General features: G+C 70.1%; 13 protein-coding genes. 7 read left to right on the plus strand and 6 right to left on the minus strand.

Annotation, left to right across the window (positions count from 1 at the left end; genetic code table 11):
* Nucleotides 1-296: 296 nt before the first annotated feature.
* Entirely contained in the window at nucleotides 297-1,640 is a 1,344-nt protein-coding gene (locus A5659_RS26330; protein ID WP_066865930.1) for an acetyl-CoA C-acetyltransferase, read from the minus strand.
* Between the two features lie 152 nt (nucleotides 1,641-1,792).
* On the opposite strand from A5659_RS26330, the gene A5659_RS26335 reads away from it, so the two are divergent.
* Both A5659_RS26335 and A5659_RS26340 read left to right on the plus strand, forming a co-directional pair.
* A complete protein-coding gene (locus tag A5659_RS26335; protein WP_067185381.1) occupies nucleotides 1,793-3,169 on the plus strand; it encodes a 3-oxoacyl-ACP reductase in 1,377 nt (458 codons plus the stop codon).
* 26 nt (nucleotides 3,170-3,195) lie between these two features.
* The gene (locus A5659_RS26340; RefSeq protein ID WP_066877382.1) at nucleotides 3,196-4,038 is read left to right on the plus strand and encodes a MaoC/PaaZ C-terminal domain-containing protein; all 843 of its coding nucleotides are present in this window, start codon (nucleotides 3,196-3,198) and stop codon (nucleotides 4,036-4,038) included.
* Here A5659_RS26340 and A5659_RS26345 read toward each other — a convergent pair.
* From A5659_RS26345 to A5659_RS26355, 3 genes are all read right to left on the minus strand, one after another.
* On the minus strand, nucleotides 4,035-5,288 hold the full coding sequence (locus A5659_RS26345; protein WP_067185383.1) for a chloride channel protein: 1,254 nt from the start codon (nucleotides 5,286-5,288) through the stop codon (nucleotides 4,035-4,037). The genes A5659_RS26340 and A5659_RS26345 overlap by 4 nt on opposite strands.
* Nucleotides 5,289-5,313: 25 nt before the next feature.
* Nucleotides 5,314-5,958, minus strand: coding sequence for a TetR/AcrR family transcriptional regulator (locus A5659_RS26350; protein WP_066877386.1), 645 nt, complete (start codon nucleotides 5,956-5,958; stop codon nucleotides 5,314-5,316).
* 88 nt (nucleotides 5,959-6,046) lie between these two features.
* The gene (locus A5659_RS26355; protein ID WP_067185387.1) at nucleotides 6,047-7,201 is read right to left on the minus strand and encodes a glycoside hydrolase family 3 N-terminal domain-containing protein; all 1,155 of its coding nucleotides are present in this window, start codon (nucleotides 7,199-7,201) and stop codon (nucleotides 6,047-6,049) included.
* A gap of 112 nt (nucleotides 7,202-7,313) precedes the next feature.
* Here A5659_RS26355 and A5659_RS26360 point away from each other — a divergent pair, with 112 nt between their 5' ends.
* The 5 genes from A5659_RS26360 (at nucleotide 7,314) to A5659_RS26380 (ending at nucleotide 14,824) form a co-directional block, all read left to right on the plus strand.
* A complete protein-coding gene (locus tag A5659_RS26360; protein ID WP_066865946.1) occupies nucleotides 7,314-7,517 on the plus strand; it encodes a DUF2613 family protein in 204 nt (67 codons plus the stop codon).
* Between the two features lie 86 nt (nucleotides 7,518-7,603).
* On the plus strand, nucleotides 7,604-7,777 hold the full coding sequence (locus A5659_RS26365) for a DUF2613 domain-containing protein (protein WP_007769006.1): 174 nt from the start codon (nucleotides 7,604-7,606) through the stop codon (nucleotides 7,775-7,777).
* 52 nt (nucleotides 7,778-7,829) lie between these two features.
* Entirely contained in the window at nucleotides 7,830-12,038 is a 4,209-nt protein-coding gene (locus A5659_RS26370) for a DUF3367 domain-containing protein (protein ID WP_067185390.1), read from the plus strand.
* An 87-nt stretch (nucleotides 12,039-12,125) separates the two neighbouring features.
* Nucleotides 12,126-13,571 carry a lipase maturation factor family protein gene (locus A5659_RS26375; RefSeq protein ID WP_067019471.1) on the plus strand — a complete coding sequence of 482 codons (1,446 nt, stop codon included), beginning with the start codon at nucleotides 12,126-12,128 and terminating at the stop codon, nucleotides 13,569-13,571.
* A gap of 251 nt (nucleotides 13,572-13,822) precedes the next feature.
* A complete protein-coding gene (locus tag A5659_RS26380) occupies nucleotides 13,823-14,824 on the plus strand; it encodes an ABC transporter substrate-binding protein (protein ID WP_066865956.1) in 1,002 nt (333 codons plus the stop codon).
* A gap of 39 nt (nucleotides 14,825-14,863) precedes the next feature.
* Here A5659_RS26380 and A5659_RS26385 read toward each other — a convergent pair whose 3' ends face one another.
* Both A5659_RS26385 and A5659_RS26390 read right to left on the minus strand, forming a co-directional pair.
* On the minus strand, nucleotides 14,864-16,018 hold the full coding sequence (locus A5659_RS26385; protein ID WP_067019474.1) for an NAD-dependent formate dehydrogenase: 1,155 nt from the start codon (nucleotides 16,016-16,018) through the stop codon (nucleotides 14,864-14,866).
* Between the two features lie 104 nt (nucleotides 16,019-16,122).
* On the minus strand, nucleotides 16,123-16,751 hold a 629-nt coding region (locus A5659_RS26390; protein ID WP_067019481.1), incomplete at its 5' end, for a LysR family transcriptional regulator substrate-binding protein.

The raw sequence follows: 16,751 nt of genomic DNA on the forward strand, positions 1-16,751 counted from the left end.
CGCCGTGTCGGAGCGGGGGATTTGCGTTCGCCGCAGCGATGAAAGGCCTGCCCGACAGCAAAAAGGCCGCCGCTGGATCCCCTCACTCCAGCGGCGGCCCTTTTCGTACGCCAATCCGCGATGCGGACGGGCGGTCGTATTCGGGGGATGCCCCGTATTGCCGTCGGGGTCGGGGGGTCAGACCACAACACGGGGCCATCCGGTGGGTCGGATACCCGCGCCCCCTTCCGACTAACCAGATGTGACTCAACTCATGACGAGCGCCGATCCGGCGGGGCGGGGGCCCGACGGGTCCGTCAGGCCTCCAGGATGGCGGCTACGCCCTGGCCACCTGCCGCACAGATCGAGACCAGGGCGCGCACGGTGCCGCCGCCCTTCTGCTCGGCCTTGCGCTGCGCGAGCTGCTTGGCCGCCTGGGCCAGGATCCGCCCGCCGGTGGCCGCGAACGGGTGGCCGGCGGCCAGCGAGGATCCGTTGACGTTCAGCTTGGACCGGTCGATCGAGCCCAGCGCGCCGTCCAGGCCCAGCCGCTCCTTGCAGTACTCCTCGGATTCCCAGGCCTGCAGGTGGCACAGCACCACCGACGCGAACGCCTCGTGGATCTCGTAGAAGTCGAAGTCCTGCAGGCTCAGGCCGTTGCGGGCCAGCAGCCGCGGCACGGCGTAGGTCGGTGCCATCAGCAGGCCGTCACGCCCATTGACGTAGTCGACGGCGGCGGTCTCCGAATCCACCAGGTAGGCCAGCGGGGTCAGCGAATGCGCGGCCGCCCACTCGTCGGTGGCCAGCAGCGCCACCGACGCACCGTCGGTCAGCGGCGTCGAGTTGCCGGCGGTCATCGTCGCGTCACCCGCCTTGACGCCGAACACCGGGCGCAGCTTGGCCAGCTTCTCCGCCGACGAGTCCGGGCGCAGGTTGTCGTCGCGGTAGAGCCCCAGGAAGGGCGTGACCAGGTCGTCGAAGAAGCCCCGGTCGTAGGCGGCGGCCATGTTGCGATGGCTGGCGGCGGCCAACTCGTCCTGGGCCACGCGGGAAATGCCCATCTTCTTGGCCGTCAGCGCCTGGTGCTCGCCCATGGACAGCCCGGTGCGCGGTTCACTGTTCACCGGGATCTCGACGCCCAGGGTGGCGGGCAGCGTGCCCACCAGCTTCAGCCGTTGCACGTTGGACTTGGCCCGGCGCAGCTTGAGCAGGGTGCGGCGCAAGTTGTCGCCCAGCCCGATGGGCGCGTCGGAGGTGGTGTCGACGCCGCCGGCGGCGGCCACGTCGTAACGGCCGGACGCGATGCCCTCGGCGGCGGCCACGGCCGCCTGCAGCCCGGTACCGCAGGCCTGCTGCAGGTCGAACGCGGGCGTGTGGGACGACAGCTGCGAGCCCAGCACGCATTCGCGGGTCAGGTTGAAGTCCCGGCTGTGCTTGAGCACGGCGCCGCCGACGACGACCCCGAGCCGCTCGCCGGCCAATCCGAAGCGGTCCACCAGCCCGCCCAGGGCGGCGGTGAACATGTCCTGGTTGGACGCCTCCGCGTAGGCGCCGTCGGATCGGGCGAACGGGATGCGGTTGCCGCCCAGCACGGCCACCCGCCGACGCTCAGAACTGCGCTGAGCAGACTGTTTACTTGCCTCAGAACTTGCAGCGGCCACTATTCTTCTCCGTGTTTGCGCGGTCTATCGGTTTGGGAATCGCCCGTCCGGGGCCATAATACCCACTGTTCTTACTCTGCAGTAAGTTCGTCCCCGATACGGTTGTGCTGTAGGCATACCCCGATTTCGCAAGAACATGGAAGGTAGCTCCGGTGGCTCCCAAGGCTTCGTCCGATCTGTTCTCCCAGATCGTCAATTCCGGTCCTGGATCGTTTCTCGCCAAGCAGCTCGGCGTCCCCCAACCCGAGACGCTGCGCCGTTACCGGGCCGGTGAACCGCCCCTGGCCGGGGCCCTGCTGATCGGCGGCGAGGGCCGGGTCGTCGAACCGCTGCGCGCGGCGCTGGACGCCGACTACGACCTGGTGGGCAACAACCTGGGCGGCCGCTGGACGGACAAGTTCGGCGGCCTGGTGTACGACGCCACCGGCATCACCACGCCGGAGGGGCTCCGGGGGCTCTACGAGTTCTTCACCCCCCTGCTGCGCAACCTGGGTCATTCCGCGCGCGTGGTGGTGGTCGGGACCACGCCCGACGCCTTGCAAAATACAGAAGCCAGCCCGCACGAGCGGATCGCACAGCGCGCGCTGGAGGGCTTCACCCGTTCGCTGGGCAAGGAGCTGCGCAACGGCGCCACGGTCGCGCTGGTGTACCTGTCGCCGGACGCCAAGCCCGCCGCGACGGGCCTGGAGTCGACGATGCGGTTCATCTTGTCGGCCAAGTCCGCCTACGTCGACGGCCAGGTCTTCTACGTCGGTGAGGCGGACTCCACGCCTCCGGCCGATTGGGACCGCCCGCTGGACGGCAAGGTCGCGATCGTGACCGGCGCGGCCCGGGGCATCGGCGCGACGATCGCCGAGGTGTTCGCCCGCGACGGCGCCCGCGTGGTGGCCATCGACGTCGAATCGGCCGCCGAGGCGCTGGCCGAGACGGCCAGCCGGGTCGGGGGCACCGCGTTGTGGCTCGACGTCACCGCCGAAGACGCCGTCGACAAGATCACCGAGCACCTGCGCGAGCACCACGGCGGGCGCGCCGACGTTTTGGTCAACAACGCCGGCATCACCCGCGACAAGCTGTTGGCCAACATGGACGACGCCCGCTGGGACGCCGTCCTGGCCGTCAATCTGCTTGCCCCGCTGCGGCTTACCGAGGGTCTGGTGGGCAACGGCACCATCGGCGAGGGCGGCCGGGTGATCGGTCTGTCGTCGATGGCCGGCATCGCCGGCAACCGCGGCCAGACCAACTACGCGACGACCAAGGCCGGGATGATCGGCCTCACCCAGTCGCTGGCCCCGGAGCTGTACGACAAGGGCATCACGATCAACGCCGTCGCACCGGGTTTCATCGAAACCCAGATGACCGCCGCCATCCCGCTGGCCACCCGCGAGGTCGGCCGCCGGATGAACTCGCTGCTGCAGGGCGGGCAGCCGGTGGACGTCGCCGAAACCATCGCCTACTTCGCCAGCCCGGCCTCAAATGCGGTGACGGGTAACGTCATTCGCGTCTGCGGCCAGGCCATGCTGGGCGCATAGCGAACCGGGCTGTCGAGGAGAATGCCATGAACCAGCCAAGCGGCCTGAAGAACATGCTGCGCGCGGCGGCCGGGGCGCTGCCGGTGGTGTCCCGCAGCGGCGAGGTGCCCACCCGCACCGTGACCATCGAGGAATTGCCCATCGACCGCGCGAACGTGGCCGAGTACGCGGGGGTCACGGGCCTGCGCTACGGCAATCACGTGCCGCTGACCTACCCGTTCGCGCTGACCTTTCCCGCGCTGATGTCGCTGGTCACCGGCTTCGACTTCCCTTTTGCCGCAATGGGAGCGGTGCACACCGAGAACCACATCACGCAGTACCGCCCGATCGCGGTCACCGACACCGTCGGGGTGCGCGTGCACGCCGAGAACCTGCGCGAGCACCGCAAGGGTCTGCTGGTCGATCTGGTGACCGATGTCAGCGTCGGCAACGACACCGCCTGGCATCAGGTGACGACCTTCCTGCACCAGCAGCGGACGAGCCTGTCCGATGAACCCAAGCCGCCACCGCAGAAGCAGCCCAAGCTGCCGCCGCCGTCCACCGTGTTGCGGATCAGCCCCGGGCTGATCCGGCGCTACGCCGACGTCGGGGGCGATCACAACCCGATCCACACCAACTCGGTCGCGGCCAAGCTGTTCGGCTTCCCGACCGTGATCGCGCACGGAATGTACAGCGCCGCAGCGGTATTGGCCAACGTCGAAGCGCAAATCCCCGATGCCGTGCGGTATTCGGTGCGGTTCGGCAAGCCGCTGGTGCTGCCCGCGACCGCCGGACTCTACATCGACGAGCACGACGGCGGCTGGGACATTTCACTGCGCAACATCGCCAAGGGTTACCCGCACCTGACCGGCACGGTCCGGGCGCTCTAACCCGCGTGCGTCGTACTGCGGCCCTGGGCAAGCACTTTCAGCGCGTGTGCGCTGCTCGCGGTCAGCAGGAAGAGCAGAAACAGCCACAGCGGGGGCCGGGCGAGCTCCCAGACGAAGATCGCCGCCCAGATCGGCGACCCCTGGGTCACCGCGAGCACGCCCGCGGCGCCGGCCAGCGACACCGCCGGCACGTGCAGATGAGTTCCCATCGCCCAGTTGATCGTCAAGACCAGCGCGGCGCCGGCGGCGGCGCCGGTGGCCAGTGAGGGCGTCAGCAGGCCGCCGGCCCCGCCCGCGCGCAGAAACAGCGCGGTCAGTAGGGGTTTCAGCGCCAGGATGGCCAGCGCCGAGAGCAGGGTCATGCCGCTGGCCAGGCTCACGGTCAGGATGCTGCGGCCGTTGCCGGGCAACTCGGGCCACCAGTGCGAACACACGCCCATCACCAGGCCCGCTCCCGCGAGCGCGGGGATGAGCAGCGCAGTCCTCGGCTGGCGGGCGGGCCGCGCCGCGGCCATCAACCGGTTGAACGCCAGCCCGACCGCGAGAGCCACCGGCGCCAGCAGCAATCCGTGCGCGGTCAGCAGATACGTGGACTCCCCGATCGGCCATCGCAGATTGGGTTGATCGCGGGTGATGGCCGAGCCGACGGCGACCGCTAAGCCGGAGGAGAGAAACGCCGCGCCCACCACCCGCGGCCGCCAGGTGTTCAGCAGGATCCGGATCGAGAACAGTGCGCCGGCCAGCGGAACCGCATACACCGCACCCAGGCCCGCGCCCGCCGCACAGGCCAGCAGGATCTCGCGATCGCGCGGGCCCAGCCGCCTGAGCCATCCGGTCCCCAAATCGCTGAGCGCAGCGGCGAATTGACGTGGGGCGCCCTCTCGCCCGAGCGATGCTCCCGATCCGACGAGCAGCACCTGCAGCATCGCGTCGACGCTCCAGGACAGCCGCGGCACGGGTGCGCGGGCGGCGATGGTCTGCGCCAGCGGGGGCACCTCGGCCCGGCGCCGCAGCAACCACCACCCCAGGCCCGCCAGCCCTGCGCCGATCATCGGGCCCAGCATGCGCCGGATCGGGCTGCTGGCGGTCACCCCTTCCAGCAGCGCGCCGAAACTGTAGTTGTAGGTGGCGTGCTGGACCACGCGCAGCACGAACGTCGTCGCCAAGCCGGCGACTCCGGCGAGCAAGCCGACGATGATTACGGCGCAGAAGAATTCGAGGTTGCCGCGGTCCGAGCTCGGGACGCTCATCCGGGCCACCGCAACGACCCTGGGGCTATTCGCCGGCGGCGTCCGAGCCGCCCGCCTCGGGGTGCGCCGCCGCCCGTTCCGCCGGCGACCCCTTGAGGCCGTACCAGAACAGGTCGATCATCAGCTGGGCCGCCTCCTCGACGTCGACGTCGCCGGTGGACAGCCGGTTGGCGACCGCCTCGCCGGCGCCCACCAAGGCCACGGCCATCATTTCGTTCTCGCGCTCGGTGCGCGGGTTGCGGCTGCCCGCCCGCATCAGCCCGGCCACGAGTTCGATGATCTGCTCGCGTCCCTCGCGGACCATGTGGGCGAACGCCTGTGAGCTGGTGGCCTGGGTGTACATCACGATCCAGGACGCCCGGTTGGCGTCGATGTAGCGCATGAACGACGCGATGGTGTTGCGCAGCATGTCGTTGGGGCTCTGCTGGAAGTCGATGTCGGCGCGCACCGCGTCGATGAACCGGCCCATCTCCCGGTTCAGGCAGGCGCCGAACAGGTCCTCCTTGGAGCCGTAATACAGGTACAGCATCGGCTTGGAGATCTGCGCCTCGGCGGCGATGGCATCCATCGACGTCTCGTGATAGCCGTTGACCGAGAACATCTGGACGGCGGCGTCGAGCATCTGCTGCTCGCGGACGGCGCGCGGTAACCGCTTGGTGCCACCCGCCATCGCTTACCTTTCCGACCCGTCTAGCTGACTCAAGGGTAAGCAATGCGGCCCGGCCGCCACATCCGTTGGTGCGGACGGGGCCGACCCGCTAGTGGCCGCAGTTACGGTTGGGGCCCTTCATCGTCGCCACCCGCACCAGCGAATCGTCGACCTGCTTGGCCGGCAGGTCGCCCGAGGCCACCGCCTGTTGCAGCCGGTCCAGGACCGCCGGCACCTCGTCGGTGGTCACCCACAGCGCGACGTCGACGCCGGCCCGCAGGCTGCGCAGCACGGCCTCCGACACGCCGTATCGGTCGGAGATGGCGGCCATGCTGGACAGGTCGTCGCTGAACACCGGCCCGGTGAACGGCGGGCCCTTGTAGCCGACCCCGTTGCGCAGCAGCTGCACGGCCTCGGGGCTCAGGCTGGCCGGGGCGTCGCCGGTGAGGCCGGGAACCTGCAGGTGGCCCACCATGACGCCGACCGGCGGCGAGACCACCAGGGTCCGGTAGGGCACCAGATCGCTGTTCTGCAGGGCGTCGAGCGGCGGCGTGACCACGCCGCCGGTGTGCGAATCGCCCGAGCCGTGCCCGTGGCCGGGGAAGTGCTTGAGCACCGGCAGCAGGCCGGCGTCGCGCAGCCCCTGCGCATAGGCCCCGGCGTAGTCGGTGACCGTGGCAGGATCCGCGCTGAACGACCGGTTGCCGATGACGGCGTCGTCGGGCTCGTCGCTGACGTCGACGACGGGGGCGAAGTCGACGGTGATGCCCAGGTCGCGCATCTTCCTGCCGCGGTCGGCGGCCAGGTCATGCACCTGTTGGACCGTTTGCGTCTGCGCCAGCTCGCGCGGCGATGGCGACGTCCCGATCAGCGACTTCAACCGCGAGACCCGGCCGCCCTCTTCGTCGACGCTGACGGCCAGCGGCAGCGGACCCGCCTTGGCCGCGATGTCGGCCAGCGGTCCCTTGAAGATCGACAGGTCCGTCCAGCTGCCGATGAAGATGCCGCCCACGTGGTAGCCGTTGACGACGTTGCGGGCGTCGTCGGCGTTCTTCACGCCCACCATCAGCAGTTGGGCCAGCTTGTCGCGGATGCCCAGTGTGGCCGGGAGTGCCGACGGGTCGGCGCACACCGGCGGCGCCGGAGCGGCGACCGGTTTGCTCGACGCCGACGAGCTGGGCGGGTGCGCGGCGGGGTGGTGGCCGCAACCGGCCACCAGCGCCGACGCGGCTGCGAGCACGGCGAAGGTGCGCGAAAATGCCATCGGGCCATGCTTTCACGGCGGGGCGTTTCGTGCCCGGCGCCAGGGGGCATCAGCGGTACGTTGCTGATCGGGGGGCTGCAGACCCGTTCGACTGGCAGGGAGGGAGCCAGCGATGACCGGTTTCACGTTGGCCGCCGCGGTCAGCATCGCGGTGGGGTTGTCCGCCGGGGTGGCGACGACCGTCGGGATCACGCTCGCCGTGGCCGACCAGAGCCTGGTGTCGGTGCCCAGCCTGCAGCGCCCCGCGCTTCCGGTCGCGCCCTATCAGGTCGAATACGGCGACCGCTGTTTCCACGGACACTGTCTGCACTGGTGACCGGGGCCCCGGTTGGGCGGGCGCCGTTCTGCTAGGTTGGCGCTAGGTCGAAAGTCAGGACCGCAAGCCGACCCCAGGAGCCGTCGATGAACCGGATCGTTGCGCCCGCCGCAGCGAGCGTTGTGGTTGGCCTGTTGCTCGGCGCGGCCGCGATCTTCGGGATCACCTTGATGGTCCAGCAAGACACGAAGCCGCCACTTCCCGGGGGCGATCCGCAGTCGTCAGTGCTCAACCGGGTCGAGTACGGCAACCGTAGCTAGCCGGTCGCGGACAGGGGCCGGACCTCCGGTCTCATGCTCGACGGCTGGGCCGGTGTCGCGGCGGTGGTTGTGGCTGGTCGGTGCGATCGCGCTGGCCCTGACGTTCGCCCAGTCCCCGGGGCGGGTCTCCCCCGACACCAAGCTGGACCTGACCGCGAATCCGCTGCGCTTCCTGGCCCGCGCGACCAACCTGTGGAACAGCGAGCTGCCGTTCGGGCAGGCGCAGAACCAGGCCTACGGCTACCTGTTTCCGCACGGCACCTTCTTTCTGCTCGGCCACGCGCTGGGCGTGCCCGGCTGGATCACCCAGCGGCTGTGGTGGGCGCTGCTGCTCACCGTCGGCTTCTGGGGGCTGCTGCGCGTCGCCGAGGCGCTGCGGATCGGCAGCCCGGCGTCGCGGGTGATCGCCGCCGTCGCGTTCGCGCTGTCCCCGCGAGTGCTGACCACGCTCGGCTCGATCTCCTCGGAAACCCTGCCGATGATGCTGGCGCCGTGGGTCTTGCTGCCCACGATCCTGGCCCTGCGCGCCACCGGCGACCGGTCGGTGCGCGCGCTGGCCGGGCAGGCGGGCCTGGCCATCGCGCTGATGGGCGCGGTGAACGCCATCGCGACCGCGGCCGGCTGCCTGCCGGCGGTGATCTGGTGGGCATGCCACCGGCCCAACCGGTCGTGGTGGCGATACACCGGGTGGTGGCTGGTGGCGCTGGCGCTGGCCACGCTGTGGTGGGGGGTCGCGCTGATGATGCTGCGCGCCATCAGCCCGCCGTTCCTGGACTTCATCGAATCGTCCGGCGTGACGACGCAGTGGTCGTCGCTGGTCGAGATGCTGCGCGGCACCGACAGCTGGACCCCGTACGTGGCGCCGACCGCCACCGCGGGCGCTCCGCTGGTGACCGGGTCGGCGGCCATCCTGGGCACCTGTCTGGTCGCTGCGGCCGGACTCGCGGGGCTGACCCGCCCGGCGATGCCGGCGCGCGGGCGGTTGGTGACCATGCTGCTGGTCGGGGTGGTGCTGATGGCCGCCGGATACAGCGGCGGGCTGGGCTCGCCGGTGGCGCACGCGGTACAGGCCTTCCTGGACGCCGGCGGCGCCCCGCTGCGCAACGTGCACAAGCTCGGATCGGTGATCAGAATCCCGGTGGTGCTGGGCCTCGCGCAGCTGCTGGGCCGGATACCGCTGCCGGGCAGCGCGCCAATGACGGTGTGGCTGCGCGCCTTTGCGCACCCCGAGCGCGACAAACGGGTGGCGGCGGCGATCGCGGTCGTGACGGCGCTGCTGGTCAGCACGTCGCTGGCGTGGACCGGTCGGCTGGCCCCGCCGGGGACGTTCACCGCGATCCCGCAGTACTGGCACGAGGCCGCCGACTGGCTCACCGAACACAACACCGGCACACCGGCGGCCGGGCGGGTGCTCGTCGTTCCCGGGGCGCCGTTCGCCACCCAGGTGTGGGGCACCAGCCATGACGAGCCGCTGCAGGTGCTGGGCGCCAGCCCGTGGGGGGTGCGCGACTCCATTCCGTTGACCCCACCGCAGACAATCCGCGCCCTCGATTCGGTGCAGCGCCTGTTCGCCGCCGGCCGCCCCTCGGCTGGGCTGGCAGATACTCTTGTCCGGCAAGGTATTTCATATCTGGCGGTGCGCAACGACCTGGACCCCGACACGTCGCGCTCGGCACGCCCCATCCTGGTGCACCGCGCCATCGACGGGTCGCCCGGACTGCGCAAGGTCGCCCAGTTCGGCGCGCCGGTGGGCCCCGGCACCCTGGCCGGTTTCGTCGCGGACAGCGGGCTGCGGCCACGGTATCCGGCGGTCGAGATCTACCGGGTCGGCGGCGATGACGACCCTGGCACACCGTATTTCGTCGACGCCGACCGGATGACCCGGATCGACGGCGGGCCGGAGGCGCTGCTGCGCCTGGACGAACGGCGGCGGCTGCTGGGCCGGCCGCCGCTGGGCCCGGCGCTGCTGAGCGCCGACGCGCGCGCCGCGGGGCTGCCGACGAGCGCCGGGGTGACCATCACCGACACCCCGGTGGCCCGCGAGACGGATTACGGCCGGGTGGACCAACATTCGTCGGCCGTCCGGGCCCCGGGCGACGCGCGGCACACCTTCAATCGGGTGCCCGACTACCCCGTCCCCGGCGCCGATCCGGTGGCCGGCGCCTGGACCGGCGGCCGGATCACGGTATCGAGTTCGTCGTCGGATTCGACCGCCATGCCCGACGTCGCACCGGCGACCTCGCCGGCCGCCGCGATCGACGGGGATTCGGCGACCGCCTGGGTGTCCAACTCGCTGCAGGCCGCCGTCGGTCAATGGATGCGGATCGATTTCGACCACCCGGTGACCAACGCGGCGATCACGTTGACGCCCAGCGCCACCGCCGTCGGCGCCCAGGTGCGTCGCATCCTGATCGAAACCGCCACCGGCAGCACCACTTTGCGCTTCGACGAGCCGGGCAAGCCGCTGGCCGCGGCACTCCCCTACGGCGAGACGCCGTGGGTGCGGATCACCGCGGCGGGCACCGACGACGGTTCGGCCGGGGTGCAGTTCGGCATCACCGACCTGACGGTCACCCAGTACGACGCGTCCGGGTTCGCCCACCAGGTCGACCTGCGACACACCGTGCGGGTGCCGGGGCCGCCGGCGGGCACGCCGGTCGCGGGCTGGGACCTGGGATCGGAGCTGCTGGGCAGGCCCGGCTGCGCCCGCGCGCCCGACGCCGTGCGCTGCGCGCCGTCGATGGCCCTGGCCCCGGAGGAACCGGTCAACTTCAGCCGGACGCTGACCGTGCCGACGCCGATGACGGTCACCCCGGCGGTGTGGGTGCGGCCGCGGCAGGGCCCCAAGCTCGCCGACCTGATCGCCGAGCCGAATACCACTGTAGCTCATGGTGATTCGGACACAGTGGACGTCCTCGGTTCGGCCTACGCGGCGACGGACGGCGACCCGGCAACCGCGTGGACGGCGCCCCAGCGGGTGGTGCAGCACAAGACCCCGCCCACCCTGACGCTCACCCTGCCACGGCCCACCGAGGTCACCGGCGTGCGGCTGACTCCCGGCCAATCGGTGCTGCCCGTGCATCCGACGATGGTGGCCGTCAACCTGGGCGACGGGCCGCAAGTGGCCGCGGTGAAAGCCGACGGGACGCAATCGATTCCGGTCAAACCCCGGGTGACCGACACCGTGACCGTCAGCCTGCTGAACTGGGCGGACGTCATCGACCGCAACGCATTGGGTTTCGACCAACTCAAGCCGCCCGGGCTGGCCGAAATCGCGGCGCTGGGCGCCGACGGCAACCCGATCGCGGCACCCGACCCCGGCCGCAACCGCGCCCGGGAGGTCACCGTCGGCTGCGAGCGCGGACCCGTCATCGCGGTCGCGGGCCGGTTCGTGCACACCGCGATTCACACCACGGTTGGGGCGATCCTGGATGACGCTCCCATCGCGGCGGTGCCGTGCGAACACGACCCGATCGAGCTGCCCGCGGGTCAACAGGAATTGCTGATCAGCCCAGGCGCTCAGTTCGTGGTGGACGGGGCCCAGCTGTCCGCCCCCGTCCCCGCCGAAGCCGCACGGCCCGTTCGGGTTTCGTCATGGCGGGGATGGGGCCCGGATCGCCGCGAGGTGCAGGCACCGGCCTCGACCACCTCCCGCGTGCTGGTCGTCCCGGAAAGCATCAACCCCGGTTGGGTGGCGCGCACCAGCACCGGGACACGCCTGACGCCGATCTCCATCAACGGGTGGCAGCAGGGCTGGGTGGTGCCCGCGGGCGACCCCGGGACCATCACGCTGACGTTCGCCTCCAACTCGCTCTACCGGGCGGGCCTGGCCGTGGGGCTGTCCCTGCTGCCGCTGCTGGCGCTGCTGGCGCTCTGGCGCACCCGGAGAAAGGGCGTCGACGACACGGCCGAGCCCGCGCGACCGTGGCGGCGCGGCGTGTGGGCGGCCGTCCCCGTGCTGGCCGCCGCGGCGGTGATCGCGGGCGTGGGCGGCGTGGCGGTGATGGGGGTGGCCCTGGCCCTGCGGTACGCGTTGGACCAGCGGCGCTGGGAGCACCTCAGCGTGGTGTGCGGCGCCGGCGGGCTGATCCTGGCGGGGGCGGCGCTGTCGCGCCAGCCCTGGCGGTCGGCCGACGGCTACGCCGGCCACTCCGCGAGTGTCCAGGCACTGGCCCTGATTTCGCTTGCGGTGCTTGCCGCTTCGGTCGTGACCGCACCGCGTCGGCGGACCGCTCGGGCCGACGGGCCGCGCGACGAATAGTCGGCCGGGCTATTGGCTACCCGTTTACCGGCTGATTGACTGGATACGCGGGTTGGCGTAACCGCCATTGACCGAGGAGCTAGCGCCATGGACTGGTTTTCCGCACCCCAATATTGGGTGGGCAGACTGGTGCTCGAGCGCGGCGCCGCGGCGATCTATCTGCTCGGGTTCGTTGCGGCCGCGGTCCAGTTCCGCGCGCTCATCGGTGAGCGGGGCATCCTGCCCATTCCGCAGTTTCTGGCGCGCCAATCGTTTTGGCGCACGCCGAGCCTGTTTCATTTGCGCTATTCCGATCGGTTGTTTGCGGCCGTCGCCTGGTTCGGAGCGGCGTTGTCGGCGGCCGTCGTCGCCGGGGCCGCCGACGCGATGCCGCTGTGGGCCGCGATGGCGATGTGGCTGACGCTGTGGGTGTTCTATCTGTCGATCGTGAACGTGGGGCAGACCTGGTACTCGTTCGGCTGGGAATCACTGTTGCTCGAAACCGGCTTTCTGATGATCTTTTTGGGCAACCACGACGTGGCACCTCCTGTCCTGACGTTGTGGATGGTTCGGCTGCTGTTGTTCCGTGTGGAATTCGGCGCGGGACTGATCAAGATGCGCGGCGACCCGTGCTGGCGTGACCTGACGTGTTTGTACTATCACCATGAGACGCAACCGATGCCGGGCCCGTTGAGCTGGTTTTTTCACCATCTCCCCAAGCCGCTGCACCGGATTGAGGTGGCGGGCAACCATTTCGCGCAGCTGATCGTGCCGTTCGGACTGTTCGCGCCGCAGCCGGTGGCCGGCGTGGCCGCCGCGATCATCGTCGTCACCCAGCTGTGGCTGGTCGCCTCGGGTAATTTCGCGTGGCTCAACTGGGTGACCATCGTGCTGGCGTTCAGCGCCATCGACGACGCGTCGGTCGCGGCGGTGCTGTCCACGAGCCTGGCCCCGGCGCATCCGGGTCCGACGCCGCTGTGGTTCATCGGCCTGGTCGTCGCGATCGCCGCGGCCGTGCTGTTCATGAGCTACTGGCCGCTGGCGAACATGCTGTCCTCGCGGCAGCGAATGAACATGTCTTTCAACTCGTTCCACTTGGTCAACACCTACGGCGCCTTCGGCAGCATCGGGCGGATCCGCCGCGAGGTGGTGATCGAGGGTACCGACGACGCGGTCGTCACCGCCCGCACCGTCTGGAAGGAATACGAATTCAAGGGCAAGCCGGGCGCGCTGCGCCGGCTGCCGCGACAGTGGGCCCCCTATCATCTGCGCCTGGACTGGCTGATGTGGTTCGCCGCAATCTCGCCGGGCTACGCGCAGCCGTGGTTGCGGCCGTTCTTGCAGCGGCTGCTGGAAAACGATCGACCCACGCTGCGGTTGTTGCGGCACAACCCCTTCCCGGATGCACCGCCGAAGTTTGTGCGGGCGCAGCTCTACCAGTACCGCTTCACCACGCCGGCCGAGCTGCGTCGTGATCGGGCCTGGTGGCATCGCGTCCTGATCGGCGGATACGTGCCGCCGATGAGTCTGCCGCGGGCGACCACCGCCACTTGAGGCCGAGAAACGGGTGTCCCGGCGCGGTTCCGTTCACCACAATTCAAACCCTGGTCAGCCCAACCGATCCGCCATAGCCTCGCCTGGCACTGCGCCGCAGTTCTTGCCGGCGCGAATCGCACGTGTCGAACCGCTACGAGGATACGCAACCTGTGAGTCTGTCCAGCACTGCGCTTTTGGCCCGCACCGGCCGACCTTCGGTACCGCACCGAACCGCTCGATCAACCCGGTGTCCGAGTCGGCGGAGTCCGATGTCGGCGCGGCGCTATGCCGCGGTCCTGCTGGCCGGCCTCGCGCTGCTGTTGCCGGCGTGCGTCTCCCGCCAACACGCCGCCGGCCCCGGTCAGGTGCCGACGCAAGTCCCGCTGTCCCAGCTGGCCGACCTCACGCTGAAGGTCGGCGATCAAAAGAGCGTGGCCACCGAAGCCATGCTGCGCGCCGCCGGCCAACTGCAGGGCCTTGCGTACCGGATCGACTTCTCGACCTTCACCTCCGGGCCTCCGATGGTCGAAGCCGCCGCCGCGGGCAAGATCGATTTCGCCATCACCGGTGACACCCCACCGATCTTCGGCGCGGTCGCCAACGCCCGCATCAAGGTGGTGTCCGCCTACGACGGCGGCGGTCCCGGCGACCAGATCCTGGTCCACACCGATTCGACCATCCGGTCGGTCCCCGACCTGCGCGGCAAGACGATCGCGCTCGCCAAGGGCAGCTCAGCGCACGCCAATGTGCTCGACCAGCTGGATAAGGCCGGTCTCAAACCGGCCGATGTCCACCTCGTGTTCCTACAGCCCGCCGACGCCCTGTCCGGATTTCGTAACGGTCAGGTCGACGCCTGGGCGGTGTGGGATCCCTATACCGCCCAGGCCGAACAGCAGCTCCCGGTGCGCGGCCTGGTCACACGCAAGCACAAGTACTCGTTTGGCATCGCCTCCGACAAGGCACTGGCCGACGCGAAGACCAACACGGCCCTGGGGGATCTGCTGACGCGATACGCCCGAGCCGCGGCATGGGCTCGCGAGCACCCGCAGGAGTGGGCCGCCGAGTACGCCAAGTCCGCCGGCGTCGACCCCGCCGTCGCCGCCGTCGCGCAAGGCCGCACGCTGCGCCAGCCGATCCCGCTGGACGACACCGTGGTGGGCGCCGAGCAACGGCTCACCGATCTGTTCGCGGCCGCCGGCCAGATCCAGTCCGCGCCGCATTTCGGCGACTGGGTAGATCGTCGCTTCAACGCCACGGCGGCGACTCACTAATCCGCTAAGGGCTGTCGCTCCGAGGTCCGCGGACCGCGGCTACTTCCGGTAGGACAGCGCCCCGGTACCCGCGAGCTTGCCGCCTTCGACGATCAGGTAGTCGGGGCGGATCGGCGTGCCGGCGAACCAGCTTTCCAGGATTTCCCTGGTGCCGGCCGCGTAGCGCGCCTGCGCGGACAATGTGGTGCCCGAAACATGCGGTGTCATGGCGTTATTCGGCATCGTCCGCCAGGGGTGGTCGGGTGGCGGCGGCTGCGGATACCACACGTCCCCGGCGTAGCCGGCCAGCTGACCGGACCGCAGCGCGTCGGCGATGGCCTCCGGGACGGTCTCCTCGGCGCGGGCCGTGTTGACGATGTAGGAGCCCCACCGCATCGTCGAAATCAGCTTCTCGTCGAACATCCTGCGGGTGTCGTCGTAGAGCGGCGAGTGGATGGACACCACGTCGACCGCCCGCACCAGCGATTCGACCGTGGGGTGAAACGTCACGTTGAGTCGTTTCTCGGCTTCCGGCGCCAGCCGGCGGGTGTCGGTGTAGTGCAGGTTGACGTCGAACGGTGCCAGCCGGCGCAACACCGCACGCCCGATCCGCCCGGCGGCGATCACTCCGACGTCCATCCCCTCCAGGTCGTAGGCGCGTGCGGCGCAATCGGCGATGTTCCAGCCGCCGTCGGTCGCCCACCGGTGCGACGGCACGAAATTGCGGACCAGCGCCAGGATCTGCATCACCGTGTGCTCGGCGACGCTGATGCTGTTGCTGTACGTCACCTCGGCCACGGTGATCCCGCGCGCTTGCGCCGCGTCCAGATCAACGTGGTCCGAGCCGATGCCGGCGGTCAGGGCCAACTTGAGGTTGGGCGCCTTGGCGATGCGCTCCATGGTCAGGTAGGCCGGCCAAAACGGTTGCGATATCACGATTTCCGCATCGGCCAGCTCGCGCTCGAATTCCGAATCGGGGCCGTCCTTGTCCGAGGTCACCACCAATTCGTGCCCGGCGTCTTGGAAGAACTTGCGCAGCCCCAAAGCGCCCGAGACACAGCCGAGCAGCTCGCCGGGAGTGAAGTCGAGCGTCGACGGGGTCGGCACGGTGCTGCCGTCGGGGTATCCCTGGATCGCCGGGACGCTGTCGCGCGCGTAGTGCGGCGGGTACCCGTCGACGGGATCGGGGTAGAGCACCATCACACACTTGGCCATCGAGTTCTCCTTCAGCCGGCGGTCAGGCCCAGTCTCAGACGGCGACCGCGCGGTTGTCCAAGACGCGATTCCGACCGGCCGATAGGCGGCGCCGATCAGCGCCGCTAGGACGGCTCGCTGAGCGTCGCGCCGATGCGGGCCTCGCGCGCGGTGCGGCGCAGCGCGCGGGTCAGCAACGAGCCCGGCTCGGCCCGGTTGGTGACCAGCGCTATCAACGCGGTGACCGACGGGCGCCGCAACGCCAGCACGCTGACCCCGGCGGGCACGCCCAGGGTGTGAATCCACGGTTGCGGCACGATGCTCGCCCACCGGCCGGTGCGGACGTGCGCGAACAGCGCTGCCACGGAATCGGTTTCCAGCCGCGGGGTCACCTGCAGGCCATGGGTGGCCAGCGCGTCGTCGATGAGCCGGCGCCCCCGCATGCCCTGCGTCAGCAGGCACAGCGGCAACTGCACGGCGTCCGACCACGTCATGTTTTTCGCTTCCCCTCCAAGGAGTTCGGCGGCGGCGATGAGCACCGGCTGCTCGTGATACAGCGGGGTGACCAGCAGGTCGGCCGTGTCCTGTTGGTCCGGATACAGGATGCCCGCGTCCAGTTCGAACCTGCGGACGCGTTCCACGATGCCGGCCGAGCGCAGGTTGACCTCGAGCTGAACCCGGACCAACGGATGCGCCGCGCAGAACGGATCCGTCAGCAACGCAACGGTAGTCGACGCGGCCGGTACCACCCCGA

It is taken from the genome of Mycobacterium sp. 1165196.3, from assembly GCF_001673415.1.
Classification (GTDB): Bacteria; Actinomycetota; Actinomycetes; order Mycobacteriales; family Mycobacteriaceae; genus Mycobacterium; species Mycobacterium europaeum_A.

Bases quoted from the DNA above. Each gene is read 5' to 3' on its own strand.
- A5659_RS26340 (WP_066877382.1), top strand. From the start codon at position 3,196: ATGAACCAGCCAAGCGGCCTGAAGAACATGCTGCGCGCGGCGGCCGGG.
- A5659_RS26345 (WP_067185383.1), bottom strand. From the start codon at position 5,288: ATGAGCGTCCCGAGCTCGGACCGCGGCAACCTCGAATTCTTCTGCGCC.
- A5659_RS26350 (WP_066877386.1), bottom strand. From the start codon at position 5,958: ATGGCGGGTGGCACCAAGCGGTTACCGCGCGCCGTCCGCGAGCAGCAG.
- A5659_RS26355 (WP_067185387.1), bottom strand. From the start codon at position 7,201: ATGGCATTTTCGCGCACCTTCGCCGTGCTCGCAGCCGCGTCGGCGCTG.
- A5659_RS26360 (WP_066865946.1), top strand. From the start codon at position 7,314: ATGACCGGTTTCACGTTGGCCGCCGCGGTCAGCATCGCGGTGGGGTTG.
- A5659_RS26365 (WP_007769006.1), top strand. From the start codon at position 7,604: ATGAACCGGATCGTTGCGCCCGCCGCAGCGAGCGTTGTGGTTGGCCTG.
- A5659_RS26375 (WP_067019471.1), top strand. From the start codon at position 12,126: ATGGACTGGTTTTCCGCACCCCAATATTGGGTGGGCAGACTGGTGCTC.
- A5659_RS26380 (WP_066865956.1), top strand. From the start codon at position 13,823: ATGTCGGCGCGGCGCTATGCCGCGGTCCTGCTGGCCGGCCTCGCGCTG.
- A5659_RS26385 (WP_067019474.1), bottom strand. From the start codon at position 16,018: ATGGCCAAGTGTGTGATGGTGCTCTACCCCGATCCCGTCGACGGGTAC.